The following is a 14,035-nucleotide window of genomic DNA, read 5'->3' on the forward strand; positions in this document are numbered from 1 at the left end:
CCTATCTCAAACCAGCTGGCGGCCCTTGGCGTCGATCGCGTTGGCGACCGCTTCATCAGTGGCTTCGTCCGGCAACAGCATCTCGTTGTGCGCCTTGCCCGATGGGATCATCGGGAAGCAGTTGGCGAGGTTGGCAACGCGGCAATCGAAGATGACGGGCGCCGGCGTGTCGATCATGCGGCGGATCGCATCGTCGAGTTCGCCCGGCTTGTCGCAGCGGATGCCGACGCCGCCATAGGCTTCCGCCAGCTTGACGAAGTCAGGCATCGCCTCGGTGTAGGAGTGCGACAGGCGGTTCCCGTGCAAGAGCTGCTGCCACTGGCGCACCATGCCCATGTACTGGTTGTTGAGGATGAAGATCTTGACCGGCAGGCCGTATTGGACCGCGCAGGACATTTCCTGGATGCACATCTGGATCGAGGCGTCGCCGGCGATATCGACGACGAGGCTGTTGGGATGGGCGACCTGGACGCCGATGGCGGCCGGAAAACCATAACCCATCGTGCCGAGACCGCCCGAGGTCATCCAGCGGTTCGGCTGTTCGAAGCCGAAGAACTGGGCGGCCCACATCTGGTGCTGGCCGACCTCGGTGGTGATGTAGGTGTCGCGGCCCTTGCTCAGCTCATAGAGCCTCTGGATCGCATATTGCGGCATGATGACGTCGTCGTTGGCGGCATAGGCCAGCGAGTTGCGCGCCCGCCACTTGACGATGCCTTCCCACCAGTCGGCCAGCCGCGTCTTGTCGTCGGCCTTCTTGGCGGCACGCCAAAGACGAACCATGTCCTCCAGAACCGAGCCGACATCGCCGAGGATCGGCACGTCGACGCGAACGTTCTTGTTGATCGACGACGGATCGATATCGATGTGGATCTTCTTGGAGTTGGGCGAAAACGCGTTGAGGCGGCCGGTGATGCGGTCGTCGAAGCGCGCACCGATGCAGACCATGACGTCGCAGTCATGCATCGCCATGTTGGCTTCGTAGGTGCCGTGCATGCCCAGCATGCCGAGCCAGTTCTTGCCGGAGGCCGGATAGGCGCCCAGCCCCATCAGCGTCGAGGTGATCGGGAAGTCGGTGAGCTCGACCAATTCGCGCAGCAGGTGCGAGGCCTGCGGGCCGGAATTGACGACGCCGCCGCCGGAATAGATGATCGGACGGCGGGCCGTCTTCATCAGCTCGACCGCTTCCTCGATCTTCTTCAGGTCGCCCTGCGTCTTCGGCTGATAGCTCGTCTGGGCCGGAACGGCAGACGGCGGTGTGTAGGTGCCGGTCGCAAACTGCACGTCCTTCGGAATGTCGACAACGACCGGGCCCGGGCGGCCGGATTGCGCGATGCGGAAGGCCTCATGGATGACGCGGGCGAGATCGTTGACGTCCCGAACCAGCCAGTTGTGCTTGGTGCACGGCCGGGTGATGCCGATCGTATCGCATTCCTGGAAGGCGTCCGAGCCGATCAGCGAGGTCGGAACCTGACCGGAGATGCAGACGAGCGGGATGGAATCCATCAGCGCGTCCTGCAGCGGCGTGACCGCATTGGTCGCACCGGGACCGGAGGTAACCAGCATGACGCCGACCTTGCCGGTGGAGCGGGCATAGCCTTCGGCCATGTGGCCGGCGCCCTGCTCGTGGCGAACGAGGATGTGCTGGATATCGTCCTGCTGGTGGATTTCGTCGTAGATCGGAAGCACGGCGCCACCGGGATAGCCGAAGATATGCTCGACGCCATTGTCCTTCAGTGCCTGGAGAACGATCTCCGCGCCTGTCATCTGGTTCTCTGTACCGCTCATTGACTTGCTTCCGTCCCTTTTCCCAGTTGGGTGCTTAGCTTGTTTGAAGGCATAAAAAAAGGCCCCGTCAGGAGCCTCGTCTAGCGCATGGGTGGCTACCGCCGGATGGTTACACCATCCTGCCCATGCGCCGTCCCACCACAAGAATAACCGCAAAATTTATCATGGGACGATTTGTTAAACACAAAAGCCCCAGGCGTCAACGGCTTTTAGAGAAAGCTTTTCAAGGGCCAAGCCAAAGCCCTGGCCTTGACGGAAACGCGGTTTGCCGCTACTTGCCCATCTAGGGTTTCAGATCCCTGCCGCTCGCAGACATCCAGTCCCGGTGAAATCTGACTTCTGACGACACCCTTTCGCCCCGATCGCATTTCGTGTGGCAGGCAATGCGAGCCCCTCCTCTTCTTTCGAAATGCGAAGACCAAGGAGCGCGGGATGTCTGACGACACCTCCAAGCAGAATGCCTTTTTGACCGCGCCACTCGGCGCGATTTTCGTAAAGACCGCACTGCCGATCATCTTCGTGACGAGCATGAACGGGCTTTTGGTCGTCGTCGATGCGATCATGCTCGGTCTCTATGTAGGCGCCAACGCCGTCGGCGCCGTGACCACGGTTTTCCCGATGTTCATCCTGATCGTGGCGCTAGCGACCCTTGTCGTCAGCGGCATGGCGAGTTTGCTCGCCCGCCATCTTGGCGCGCGCCGTTTTACCGAGGCCCGCGGCGTCTTTGCCGGCGCCCATATGCTGGCGCTTGCGATTGCGGCTGCGCTGATCCTGCTGTTCGCCGTCTTCGGCGAGCAACTGGTTCTGACGCTCGCCAACGGCCCGGGCCCCCTCGCCCGCATGGCCCATGGCTATATCGCGATCATCATCTTTTGTTCGCCCGTCCAAGTCCTGCTGGCGGTCCATTCGGACGCCCTGCGATGCGAGGGTCGTGCCGGATTGATGGCGGGCCTCAGCCTTTTGGTTTCACTCGCAAACCTGGCGCTCAACTATGTGCTGATCGCGGTCCTGGGGCTGGGCGTCACAGGCTCCGCCACGGGCACGGTGCTGGCGCAGGCGCTGGCGCTCGGCCTGATCGTCCTCTTCCGCCTATTCGGCCGCACCGAGCTCCGCCTTTCGGCGCTCTTCCGGCACAATCCGCTAACCGGATGGGGACGCATGGTCGCGCTTGGCGCCCCGCAAAGCCTCGGCTTCATCGGCATGGCGCTCGTCTCGGTAACGGTCATGGCGGCGCTGCAGAAAACGGCATCCGGGAGCTACGACGCCACAGTCGCGGCCTATGGCATCATCACACGGCTGATGACCTTCGCGCTGCTGCCGCTTCTCGGGTTGAGCCAGGCGATGCAGGCGATCGTCGGCAACAATATCGGTGCCGGCCTGGCTTCCCGCGCGAACAAGGCTTTGCGTCTGGGCGTGATCCTTGCGCTTATCTATTGCCTCGCCATCGAAGCACTGTTCGCCGGGCTCGCTCGTCCAGTCGGCTCGTTCTTCGTCGACAGCGAGGAGGTGGTCGCAGACGTCGCGCGGATCCTGCCCGTCATGGTCTCGATGTACGTCTTCTCCGGCCCGCTGATCATGCTCGGCAGCTATTTCCAGGCAATCGGCGATGCCGGCCGGGCCGCGATCCTGGGATTGTCGAAGCCCTATCTCTTCACCATGCCACTCGTCACCCTCTATGCGTCCCGTTTCGGTGAACAGGGCATCTGGCTCGCCACTCCCAGTGCCGAAGCGTTGCTGCTCGTCGTTGCGATGCTCGTTCTTTGGCAGGCCTCACGGCAACGGGCCCCGGCGGGTCCGTCAGGCTGATCTACCAGCGACGCGCCGGTTTCCCGGCGCGTCTCTACCGTTTGCCTAGAACCGCGAGAACCCGGTCAGCGGCGGCATGATGAAGCCGCGGCCGTCCCTGAGAAAGGGTGCAAGGCCCGCAGCAACCGCCGCGCTCGGGCTGCCGTAGACCTCGAGCCGCTCCACCGTGCAATGGGCGGAAACGTTGTTGATGTGGGCATCCGACATCTGCCAGTGGCTGAGCACGTCTTCTGAATGTCGGTAAAGCTGGATGCTCACCGCCTGCATCGCCTTCTCATCGATGAAGGCATGCACCATCAGCTGCGGTGCGTGTTTTGACTTGGTGCCGGCGCCCCCTCTCCACCTGCGTACAAATGCGCGAAACCACTTGAAACCTTGCCCGGCTCCTCCACTTTCCTTACTGCATGTTTCCTTAAATCGTACCGGATTTAAGGACAAAAACATGCAGCACTTCAAAGTGCTACAGCGACCTTTACGCGCCTGATAAGACGCGCGGCGCTGTAGAGCGGGATGAGGAAAAGTGTATGCGGTTTTCCGCCCGCATCCCGCTCGAACTGATGAGAATCGATCACGTTTATGATTTTGGGTCGAACCGACCCAAAATCATCGTGAAGGGAGATGGAAATGGCAAAGGTCGTTTGCGTCCTCTACGACGATCCGGTTGACGGATATCCCACAAGCTACGCGCGGGACGGGCTGCCGAAACTCGAGCACTACCCCGGCGGCCAGACGCTTCCCACGCCCAAGGCCATCGATTTTCAGCCGGGAATGCTGCTGGGCAGTGTCTCGGGTGAACTGGGCCTGAGGCCGTTTCTCGAAAGCCTGGGACACAGCCTGGTCGTCACCTCCGACAAGGACGGTCCCGACAGCGTCTTCGAACGCGAGCTTGTCGACGCCGAAATCGTGATCTCGCAACCCTTCTGGCCGGCCTATCTGACCGCCGAAAGGATCGCCAAGGCGAGCAAGCTGAAACTCGCAATCACCGCCGGCATCGGCTCGGATCACGTCGATCTCCAGGCCGCGATCGACCGCGGCATCACCGTCGCCGAAGTGACCTATTGCAACTCGATCAGCGTGTCCGAGCACGTGGTCATGATGATCCTCAGCCTTGCCCGCAACTACATCCCCTCCTACCAATGGGTCGTGAAGGGCGGCTGGAATATCGCCGACTGCGTCGCACGTTCCTACGACATCGAGGGCATGGAGATCGGCACGGTCGGCGCCGGGCGGATCGGCAGCGCCGTGCTTCGCCGGCTGAAGCCGTTCGACGTCAAGCTGCACTATACCGACCGCCACCGGCTGCCCGACGCGGTCGAGAAGGAACTCGGCGTGACGTTCCACACGACGGCGGCAGACATGGTGCCCGTCTGCGATGTCGTCACCATCAACGCGCCGCTCCACCCGGAGACGGAAGACCTCTTCGATGAAGCGATGATCGCCGGGATGAAGCGCGGCGCCTATCTGGTGAACACGGCTCGCGGCAAGATCTGCAACCGCGACGCCGTCGCGCGGGCACTCGAGACCGGCCAACTTGCCGGCTATGCCGGTGACGTGTGGTTCCCGCAGCCACCGCCGAAGGATCATCCCTGGCGGTCGATGCCGCACCACGGCATGACGCCCCATATTTCGGGATCGTCGCTGTCCGCCCAGGCGCGTTACGCCGCCGGCACGCGGGAGATCCTGGAATGCTGGTTCGAAGGCAGGCCGATCCGCGAGGACTATCTGATCGTCGCCGGCGGCAAGCTCGCCGGCACCGGCGCGCACTCCTATAGCGCGGGCGATGCGACGCGCGGGTCTGAAGAGGCGGCGCGCTTCAAGGGCTGAGAGCGCCGGTGTCTTGGGCGCTCCCAGCCGGTCCGACCGACTGCCCCAGGCGATGCTTGCCACCGCCATGGAAACAAAGCCGATGGTCATGGCGCCGGAGACGCCGGTGCCACACACCTGTTGTGACCGGGCGCCCCTCCTCAGGCGGGGAGGCGCTCATCGTAGTCCTTCATCAGACGGCTCCAGCCGTCCCAGAAGGGCATCGGTTCCGTGCCTGTCGCGCGGGCGGCCAATATGTCGAGATGCATGTGCCAGCCGGCGCCGAACATCAGCATGGTGGCACGATCGGCAATGCTGCGATGGGTCACTGTCAAGAGCACCCTGTTGCCAACCGGCTCCAGCTCGAAGGAAACGTCGCCGCTGCCGGCCCAGCTTATGGAGAGTTTTCGCGGCGGGTCGAGTTCGGTGATCTGGCTTGCCATCCGGTGCTCTTCGGGAAAGCCGGCCGGGCGCTCGCCGGGCGGGTTGCTGAGCTCGTCGTTCCGCCACACGAGCTCCACCGGCGCGCCAACCTTCATCTCCATCTGTCCGGACGCCAGCCACTGCTTGCGCAGGTCGCTTTCAGCCAGATAGGCCCAGACCCGCTCGATCGGGCCAGGCAAGAGCCTCGTCATCTTCAACGTGTCAGGTTCGCTCAGCACGCCATAGGCGTCGAGGCTCGCGAGATCGTTCATCGGTCGTCTCCTTTTTGGGTTTGTCGGGCTTGGGTTCATCGGGCCGGGATCAGCCGGGTGAGCTTCGATTGGACGTGAGCTGGTCTGTCCACGGCCGATGGGGCCATGGCTTTCTGCGGATGGATGCACATGCTGGCACAACACCCTTTCGAGCCGATCGAGACGGCTGGTCCAGAAGCGTTCGTGGGCATTCGGCAGATGGTCGGGGTGAAAGACGAACATTGTTTGAGCGCCTATAATTCAACCATTTGGTTGAATGTACGCTCGCGAGGCGAGATAGTCAACCGATTGGTTGAATGATTTACCGGATCCGAGAATACGGCCAGTTGCACTCTCTACCGGCAACCGCCTGAACGCTGTCGCCGCGCCCTCCCCAATGCGGGACAAATACGCGAAACCACTTGTTAAATCCCCGGCGCTAACATGAAGGACCGTTGTGCCGGGGTTTTGCGTTGCTGAACAATGATCTTCATTCCTCGATCCGTGCCGGAGAGCAGGATCGCCGCGACGACTTGAAGCGAGGCAACCGCTTTCTCGGGCGCGTCGTCGCCTGCAGCGGTTCGCGCGCAACCATCGCTGCGATCGCCGAAAACGGTGAGACCTCGCTGACGGAACTCTGGTCGGTCGGCCGGCTGATTTCGATCACGGTCGGGAAAAACCGCGTCGTCGCGCTCGTCTATTCCATGCAGACGGCCAGCAGCGAATGGGGCGAAGAGACCAACAACACCTTCCGCATCGAGGTCGAACTGATGGGCGAAGTCCATGTCGGCCCTGATGGACGCGAGACGTTTTCCGCCGGTATCAGCGTTTATCCCTATCTCGGTGCCGTCGCCCACCGCATTCGTGCCGCCGATCTCGCCCGCATCTACGATTCCGGCCAGGATGATTGCTGCATCATCGGCAAGCTGACCCAGGACGAGAGCCTCGATGCGACGATCCACGTGCCGTCGATGCTGGCCAAGCATTTTGCCATCGTCGGCACGACAGGCGTCGGCAAGTCGACCGCCGTGACGCTGCTCCTCAACAAGGCGATTGCCGCCGACCCGAAGCTGCGCGTGCTGATCCTCGATCCGCACAACGAATTCGCCGCCGCCTTCCCGGAACTTTCAGTCGTCATCGACCCCGATACGCTCGACCTGCCCTTCTGGTTCTTCCGCCTGGAAGAGTTCGCCGAGGTGATCTTCCGCGGCCGGCCCGCGATCCCCGAAGAGCTCGATATCCTGCGCGACGTCATTCCGGACGCGAAGAAGGCGTTCAAGGGCAGCGCCGAATCCGGCCTCGTGCGGCGCCAGACGGAAAAAAGCTCGATTACCGCCGACACGCCCGTGCCCTATCGCATCGCCGACCTGCTGGCGCTGATCGACGAGCGCATCGGCCGGCTCGAAGGGCGAAACGACAAGCCGCACCTGCGCTCGCTCAAGGTCAGGATCGTCTCGGCGATCAACGATCCGCGCTACCATTTCATGTTCTCGTCGAACACGATCTCCGACACGATCCAGGACACGATCGCCAAGGTCTTCCGCATTCCCGGCGAAGGCAAACCGATCGCCACCTTCCAGCTTGCCGGCATCCCGTCGGAAGTCGTCAACTCCGTCGCCTCGGTTCTCTGCCGCATGGCATTCGAAATCGGCCTTTGGAGCAATGGCGGCATCCATATGCGGGTCGTGGGCGAAGAGGCCCACCGCTATGTGCCCGCCGATCCCTCGCTCGGCTTCCTGCCGACGCGCCAGGCGATTGCCCGCATTGCCAAGGAAGGCCGCAAATACGGGGTCTCGCTCGGCATCATCACCCAGCGGCCGGGCGAACTCGACCCGACGATCCTGTCGCAGTGCTCGACGGTCTTTGCCATGCGGCTGGCCAATGACCGCGACCAGGACATCATCCGCTCGGCCATCCCCAATTCGTCGATCTCGACCACCAGCTTCATCTCGTCCATCGGCAACGGCGAAGCCATTGCCTTCGGCGAGGCGGTCGCGGTGCCGATGCGCATGCGCTTTACCCGCGTCAACGAGGAGCGGCTGCCCCGCGCCCACGGCATCACCGATCGGATCGACGAGGACGCGCCGCCGACCGTCGACATCCGCTCGATCGTCAATCGCATGCGGGCGATCACCGGTCCGAACATCTCGAATTTTCAGCAGAGCTATCTGGCTGCCACGACGACCGGTGAGCAGGAAGAACGGCTCTGGGCCACTGAACTCGGTCCCGAGGCACGCGACGAGCCCGAGGGTGCCGGCCTCGACGAAGCCACGGCCGAGATCGAGCCCTACAGCCCCGACATGCTGCCGCGCGCACCCGAGCCCAGCAATCCGCAGCTCGAGCGTTTCAACCAGATCCGCCAGCAGCTTCTGACCGAAACACCGGAGCCGGCGGCCGGCCATCGCCCGTCGCCACCGGCCGCCCCCTATCCTGCCCGCCCCGCCACCGAACCGCGACGCGAAGGCTCCCTGCGCGACAGCCTGCTCAAGCGGCCGCTCGGCAGCATCATTCGCAAGCCCTGAGGCGCGCGTGCGCCCTGGCAGCGGCGCGCCGTCACTCTACCTCTGATTTACTCGGTGTTTTCTTGGCGTTGCCAAAATGCCGCCGCGCGACCACACTGAAGGCATGCTGGAATCACTCCGGATGCACGGGGTTGATGCATGAAGGCCGATTGAGGGGATCGATCATGCGACATGCCGGATTGAAATACGCTGCAGCCTTGTCCGCAATCTTCGCGACGACAGCGCAGGCACAGGACTCGAACCAGGAACTGGCCAAGAAGCTGGCGAACCCGATCGCCTCGATGATCAGCGTTCCCTTCCAGTTCAACTATGACCGCGGCTACGGACCGAACGACGGCAACAAGTCCACGCTCAACATCCAGCCGGTCATTCCCTTCTCGCTGAACGCGGACTGGAATATCATTTCGCGAACCATCGTGCCGGTGACCTCGCAGAACGACATTGCCGGCCCGAGCGGCTCGCAATTCGGCCTCGGCGACACGCTGCAGAGCTTCTTCTTCTCGCCGGCCAAGCCGACGGAAAGCGGCATCATCTGGGGTGTCGGCCCGGCCTTCCTGATCCCGACCGCGACCGACGATCTGCTCGGCGGTGAAAAATGGGGCATCGGCCCGACCGTCGTCGTGCTCAAACAGGAGGGCGAATGGACCTATGGTGCGCTCGCCAACCATATCTGGTCGTTTGCCGGCAGCGACGAGCGCAACGACATCAGCTCCACCTTCCTGCAGCCGTTCCTGTCCTACACCACCAAGGATGCCTGGACCTTCACGCTCAACACCGAATCCACCTATGACTGGGAGGCCGACGAGTGGAGCGTCCCGATCAACTTCAACATCTCCAAGCTGTTCACCATCGACAAACAGCCGATCAGCTTTGGCGCCGGCCTGCGCTATTGGGCGGCAGCGCCCGACAACGGCCCCGAAGGCCTGGGCTTCCGGATGACCCTCACCTTCCTGTTTCCGCAATGACAGCCGTCTACAACGCCGCGCGTCTTATCAGACGTGCAAAGGTCGCTGTAGCACTTTGAAGTGCTGCATGTTTTTGTCCTTAAATCGCATACGATTTAAGGAAACATGCAGTCGTGTCGGCATGCGTGCCTGCGCGAACTCACAGAAGTTTGGGTGGCAGCAGATAGAGTGTCATGGCGAAGATCAGATAAACCATCAGCATCAGCACGCCCACAAACCACGCGGAGCGACCGCTGTTCGTGACGATGATCGCCGTCATTGTGGCGACGAGCACCATGACGACCGCACCCGGCCAAAACTGCAGGTCCATCGGCGCGGGACCGACAACGTAACTCAAAAGCACGAGAACCGGGGCGACGAAAAGGGCTATCTGGGCCGCACTACCCAGCGCAATGCCGACGCTCAAGTCCAATCGATTTTTGCGCGCACCGGAAAACGCCGAAGTCATTTCTGCGGCTGCCCCTACCAGCGCGACAACGATGAAACCCACAAATGCGGGCGTCATTCCGAATGTGACGGCGGCCTGCTGCACCGATTCGACGAACACTTCGCTGACCAACGCGACCATGACCGTCACGGCAGCCAGCGTTGCAAGGGCAACACTCAACGGCCAAGGAGCCTCGTCCGATGTGGCAGCGTGCTCTACACTGCCGAAGAATTCGCGATGGCTCTTCAGAGAGAAGAAAAGCCCCAACCCGTAGGCGATGATCAGAAGGATCGCCAGACCGAGACTAAGCTCCTGCATGAAATCCGGTGCCGCCGCGAGACTATCAGCCTCGGCCATCGCCGAGGGTACGATCAGTGCGATCGTTGCCAGGAACAGCATGCTCGTTTGTAGGCGAGCGCTGACGCGGTTGTAGTCCTGAACATGGTATTTCAGGCCACCGAGCAGGAATGAAGCACCCAACATGAAAAGCGTGTTGCAAACGATAGCGCCGGCCAATGAGGCCTTCACCAGCGTGTATTGACCAAGTCGCAAGGCGGCCAGCGCAATGATGAGTTCGGTCAGATTGCCGAGCGTCGCGTTGAGAAGGCTGCCAACCGTATCGCCCGTCCTGGCAGCGACGGCTTCGGTGGCATGGCTCAACAAGGTTGCCAATGGAACGATCGCCAAGACCGAAAGCAGGAAAAGCAGCGTGTGCGCATCGGGTGCGGCGCTATGCGCCACAAGCACCAATGGCGCCAGGACCAAGAGCCATAGGAGCGGAGTGTGCCGAATTTCTTTCCAAAGCTGGCTCATGATACCCCCAAACTCATCGAGGCTTCTTGACCGGACTGCGGACGGCGACAGTGAACAAGGCTCCGTCTAGCGGCTCTCACTCTGTACGATCATCGGCTGTAGCATCGGCCGTGGCCCTCAGCGCCTGGACACTGACGGCTGCAACGAGACCAGTGAGCACAATCCCGGTAAGACCGATCATGATGGCCAACACGCGCGAAGTAGCATGGCTCGGCACCAGATCGCCGTAGCCAATCGTGAGGCCGGTAACGAAGGTGAAATACAGGGTGTCGATCATCCGCCATCCCTCTATCCGCCCAATCAAGAGGCCGCCCCCAACCATGATGCAAAGAATGCCGGACAGGATTGGCCAGACAACGCCAAGCTGTCGATAGAACTCGATAAAGAAGATCCGCCTTATGTGCTTAGACCCCATCGGACCCTGCCCGAGAAACGAAAGCCGGCTATCCCTACGATGACCGTCTGAAAGACATTTCCAACGATGCCGACGACCGGATTGCCGCTGTAGTCCAAATTGCAATTTAGGGTGATCTAATGTGGATAAATGTCAACTCGGTAACGGTAACGACCTATGGGTTCTGTCATCGAGATACGATCCCATCCGGCAGAGCTCACATTGCCTCGGTAGCACTCTCGATGCGCTGCCAGCCGTCATCGAGCTGGTTGCGAAACCAGGTCATCTGCCGCTTGGCATATTGGCGGGTTGCGGCAGAACCGGCCTCGATCACCTCGGCCTCGTCGATCTCACCGCGCAGGAGCGCCACAATCTGGCTGACGCCGATCGCCTTCATGACAGGCATGTCCTGATTGAGATTCAGCGCCAAGAGCGCGCGCACCTCGTCGATCGCCCCGCCTGACAGCATCAAGCCGAAGCGGCGGTTGATGCGGTCGTGCAGCACCTTGCGATCCGGCAGCACCACCAGCTTTCGCGCCCGCTGCGGATCGATGATCTGGGGACCGCTCTTCTGCTGGTAGACGCGGATCGACTGGCCGGTCGCCTCCACCACTTCAAGCGCGCGCACGATGCGCTGGCCGTCGCCGACCTTCAGCGCGCCTGCCGTCTGCGGATCGCGCACGGCGAGCTCGGCATGGAGCCCTTCCGGCCCCTCTTGCCTCAGCCGCTCACGCAGCCGGTCGCGAATGGCGGCCGGAACTTCGGGCATGTCGGCAAGCCCGCCGGTCAGCGCCTTGAAATAGAGCCCGGTGCCGCCGACGAAGACCGGCAGCCGACCGGCCTCGCGCAATGCGGCGACGAGCGCTTGCGCTTCGCGCAGCCACGCCCCGGTCGAATAGGCCTCGCCGGCCGGCACATGGCCGTAGAGACAGTGCTCGACACCGCCCATATCGGCCTCGTCGGGGCGCGCCGTCAGCACCCGCAATGTGTCGTAAACCTGCATGCTGTCGGCGTTGATGACCACGCCGCCATGCCGGAGCGCCAATTCGACCGCAAGCGCGGACTTGCCGCTGGCGGTCGGCCCGGTTATCAGGATCGCGTCCGTATCGGTTTCAAGGTTGTTGTCCATGGCTCTCGTTGCCACGCTTATCGCCAATCCGTCAAATCCTGTTCTGACGCCAGCGCTCGCGGAAGCCGCCGCTGACGCCGTCAAGGCATCCGGCCTCTATTGGCTCGCCGACGGCATCGCCTGCGACCTGGCGCTCACCGACGGCACAGATCCCTTTGCCGCCGAGGCGGCGCTGCGCGGCGCGCTCAACGGCACGCCCGTCGATGTCGCCGTCCAGGACGCCGACACCAGACGCAAGAAGCTTTTGATCGCCGACATGGATTCCACCATGATCGGCCAGGAATGCATCGACGAGCTTGCCGCCGAAGTCGGGCTCAAGGACAAGGTTGCCGCCATTACGGCGCGCGCCATGAACGGCGAGATCGCCTTCGAGCCGGCGCTGATCGAGCGCGTCGCGCTGCTGAAGGGCCTGCCCTCGAGCGTCGTCGGCGATGTCATTGCCAGGCGCATCACGCTGACGCCGGGCGGCCCTGAGCTGATCGCCACCATGAAAGCGAAGGGCTACTACACCGCGCTCGTATCCGGCGGCTTCACCGTGTTTACCGGCCCGGTCGCAGACATGCTCGGTTTCCAGGAGAACCGCGCCAACACGCTGATCGAGAAGGACGGCACGCTGACCGGCGAGGTCGCAGAACCGATCCTTGGCAAGCAGGCCAAGGTCGACGCGCTCATCGACATTGCCGGCCGGCTCGGTATCTCGACCGACGAAGCGCTTGCCGTCGGCGACGGCGCCAATGATCTCGGCATGCTGCAACTGGCCGGCACCGGCGTCGCGCTGCACGCCAAGCCCGTGGTAGCCGAACAGGCGAAGGTGCGCATCGACCATGGCGACCTCACGGCCCTTCTCTATCTGCAGGGCTATCGAAAGACCGATTTCATCAGATGATCGTTTCCGAGACCGAACGGCTGCGCATCCGCGCCTGGAAGGAAAGCGACCGCGATCTCTTCTTCGAGATCAACAGCGATCCCAGGGTGATGGAGTTCTTCCCCCCATCGCCGCAGCCGGGAGGAATCCGACGCGCTGTTCGACCGCGTCGGGCGCGGCATTGCCGAAACCGGGTTCGGCTTCTTCGCGGTGGCGCTCAAGGCCGACGACCGGCCGATCGGCTTCTGCGGCCTCGCTTATACCGACCTTGACCCCTACCTGCCGAAAGGCACCGTCGAGATCGGCTGGCGGCTCGCCCACCCCTTCTGGGGCAAGGGCTATATCAGTGAGGCCGCGCGCGATCTGCTGCGCTACGGCTTCGAGGAGAAGGGCCTTTGCGAAATCGTCTCCTTCGCCATCCCCGAAAACACCCGCTCGACCGCCGTCATGGCCCGTCTCGGAATGTACCGGGACCCGGCGCGCGACTTCAACCACCCGCGCATTCCCGCCGACAAGCCACAGCTCGTTCGCCATGTGCTCTACGCGATGACCAGGGCGGACTTGCAGGCGCAGCGGGCCAAGGCCGGGGCGTGATCGCATCACAACGCCAATAAGTAACGCCTTGCGGCCGTCCGCTCTCCGGTCAGTCGCGCGGCACTCGCCCCTCATCCGCCTGCCGGCACCTTGTAACTTCCCTATCACCGCATTCGCAGGTGTAATGGACAATGCGGTAGCGGGCGAAAGACCGAAGCACCTTTGGGACAGCAAGCCCGTGGGAGAGCTTGGGTCCTCGCCCGCCGTTCCATCGAACCCGAACAGTCGCCAGGGCCGCTTGCGCAAGCGAAGCCCGAT

The 14,035-nt window shown here is 62.6% G+C and carries 11 protein-coding genes and 1 pseudogene; 6 read left to right on the forward strand and 6 right to left on the reverse strand.

Translation table 11 applies throughout. The features are described 5' to 3' along the window. Positions 1–6: 6 nt before the first annotated feature. Positions 7–1,785 carry an acetolactate synthase 3 large subunit gene (locus tag AC244_RS31130; protein ID WP_053252700.1) on the reverse strand — a complete coding sequence of 593 codons (1,779 nt, stop codon included), beginning with the start codon at positions 1,783–1,785 and terminating at the stop codon, positions 7–9. Positions 1,786–2,217: 432 nt separating this feature from the next. Between AC244_RS31130 and AC244_RS31135 the strand changes: the two genes are divergently transcribed. After that, the gene (locus AC244_RS31135; protein WP_053252701.1) at positions 2,218–3,591 is read left to right on the forward strand and encodes an MATE family efflux transporter; all 1,374 of its coding nucleotides are present in this window, start codon (positions 2,218–2,220) and stop codon (positions 3,589–3,591) included. Positions 3,592–3,636: 45 nt separating this feature from the next. Here the strand turns inward: AC244_RS31135 and AC244_RS36930 are convergent, their stop codons facing one another. Then, positions 3,637–3,888, reverse strand: a complete 252-nt coding sequence (locus tag AC244_RS36930) for a hypothetical protein (protein WP_053252702.1) — start codon at positions 3,886–3,888, stop codon at positions 3,637–3,639. Positions 3,889–4,215: 327 nt separating this feature from the next. Here AC244_RS36930 and AC244_RS31145 point away from each other — a divergent pair, with 327 nt between their 5' ends. After that, complete coding sequence (locus tag AC244_RS31145) at positions 4,216–5,415, forward strand: NAD-dependent formate dehydrogenase (protein WP_053252713.1); 1,200 nt, start codon at positions 4,216–4,218, stop codon at positions 5,413–5,415. A 140-nt stretch (positions 5,416–5,555) separates the two neighbouring features. Here AC244_RS31145 and AC244_RS31150 read toward each other — a convergent pair whose 3' ends face one another. After that, on the reverse strand, positions 5,556–6,089 hold the full coding sequence (locus AC244_RS31150; protein ID WP_053252703.1) for an SRPBCC family protein: 534 nt from the start codon (positions 6,087–6,089) through the stop codon (positions 5,556–5,558). Positions 6,090–6,541: 452 nt separating this feature from the next. On the opposite strand from AC244_RS31150, the gene AC244_RS31155 reads away from it, so the two are divergent. Then, the gene (locus AC244_RS31155) at positions 6,542–8,590 is read left to right on the forward strand and encodes an ATP-binding protein (RefSeq protein WP_053252704.1); all 2,049 of its coding nucleotides are present in this window, start codon (positions 6,542–6,544) and stop codon (positions 8,588–8,590) included. A 164-nt stretch (positions 8,591–8,754) separates the two neighbouring features. Next, entirely contained in the window at positions 8,755–9,555 is an 801-nt protein-coding gene (locus AC244_RS31160) for a hypothetical protein (protein WP_053252705.1), read from the forward strand. 139 nt (positions 9,556–9,694) lie between these two features. On the opposite strand, the gene cax is transcribed toward AC244_RS31160, so the two are convergent. The 3 genes from cax to miaA all read right to left on the reverse strand — a co-directional run bounded on the left by cax (position 9,695) and on the right by miaA (position 12,318). Next, a complete protein-coding gene (gene cax / locus AC244_RS31165) occupies positions 9,695–10,795 on the reverse strand; it encodes a calcium/proton exchanger (protein ID WP_053252706.1) in 1,101 nt (366 codons plus the stop codon). A 76-nt stretch (positions 10,796–10,871) separates the two neighbouring features. After that, positions 10,872–11,210: a potassium channel family protein gene (locus AC244_RS31170; RefSeq protein ID WP_321166246.1), complete on the reverse strand. Its 339-nt coding sequence runs from the start codon at positions 11,208–11,210 to the stop codon at positions 10,872–10,874. A gap of 196 nt (positions 11,211–11,406) precedes the next feature. Then, complete coding sequence (gene miaA, locus AC244_RS31175; protein ID WP_053252707.1) at positions 11,407–12,318, reverse strand: tRNA (adenosine(37)-N6)-dimethylallyltransferase MiaA; 912 nt, start codon at positions 12,316–12,318, stop codon at positions 11,407–11,409. Here miaA and serB point away from each other — a divergent pair. Together serB and AC244_RS31185 are read left to right on the forward strand one after the other, a co-directional pair. Next, positions 12,317–13,204, forward strand: coding sequence for a phosphoserine phosphatase SerB (gene serB, locus AC244_RS31180; protein ID WP_053252708.1), 888 nt, complete (start codon positions 12,317–12,319; stop codon positions 13,202–13,204). The two genes, miaA and serB, sit on opposite strands and share 2 nt — an antisense overlap. Beyond that, positions 13,201–13,777, forward strand: a pseudogene (locus AC244_RS31185) (GNAT family N-acetyltransferase). The gene serB and the pseudogene AC244_RS31185 overlap by 4 nt, the downstream one beginning before the upstream one ends. Positions 13,778–14,035: the final 258 nt, after the last annotated feature.

It is taken from the genome of Ensifer adhaerens, assembly GCF_001270265.1.
In the GTDB taxonomy this organism is placed as follows: domain Bacteria; phylum Pseudomonadota; class Alphaproteobacteria; order Rhizobiales; family Rhizobiaceae; genus Ensifer; species Ensifer adhaerens_B.

Bases quoted from the DNA above. Each gene is read 5' to 3' on its own strand.
- AC244_RS31130 (WP_053252700.1), bottom strand. From the start codon at position 1,785: ATGAGCGGTACAGAGAACCAGATGACAGGCGCGGAGATCGTTCTCCAG.
- AC244_RS31135 (WP_053252701.1), top strand. From the start codon at position 2,218: ATGTCTGACGACACCTCCAAGCAGAATGCCTTTTTGACCGCGCCACTC.
- AC244_RS36930 (WP_053252702.1), bottom strand. From the start codon at position 3,888: ATGGTGCATGCCTTCATCGATGAGAAGGCGATGCAGGCGGTGAGCATC.
- AC244_RS31145 (WP_053252713.1), top strand. From the start codon at position 4,216: ATGGCAAAGGTCGTTTGCGTCCTCTACGACGATCCGGTTGACGGATAT.
- AC244_RS31150 (WP_053252703.1), bottom strand. From the start codon at position 6,089: ATGAACGATCTCGCGAGCCTCGACGCCTATGGCGTGCTGAGCGAACCT.
- AC244_RS31160 (WP_053252705.1), top strand. From the start codon at position 8,755: ATGCGACATGCCGGATTGAAATACGCTGCAGCCTTGTCCGCAATCTTC.
- cax (WP_053252706.1), bottom strand. From the start codon at position 10,795: ATGAGCCAGCTTTGGAAAGAAATTCGGCACACTCCGCTCCTATGGCTC.
- AC244_RS31170 (WP_321166246.1), bottom strand. From the start codon at position 11,210: ATGGGGTCTAAGCACATAAGGCGGATCTTCTTTATCGAGTTCTATCGA.
- serB (WP_053252708.1), top strand. From the start codon at position 12,317: ATGGCTCTCGTTGCCACGCTTATCGCCAATCCGTCAAATCCTGTTCTG.
- miaA (WP_053252707.1), bottom strand. From the start codon at position 12,318: ATGGACAACAACCTTGAAACCGATACGGACGCGATCCTGATAACCGGG.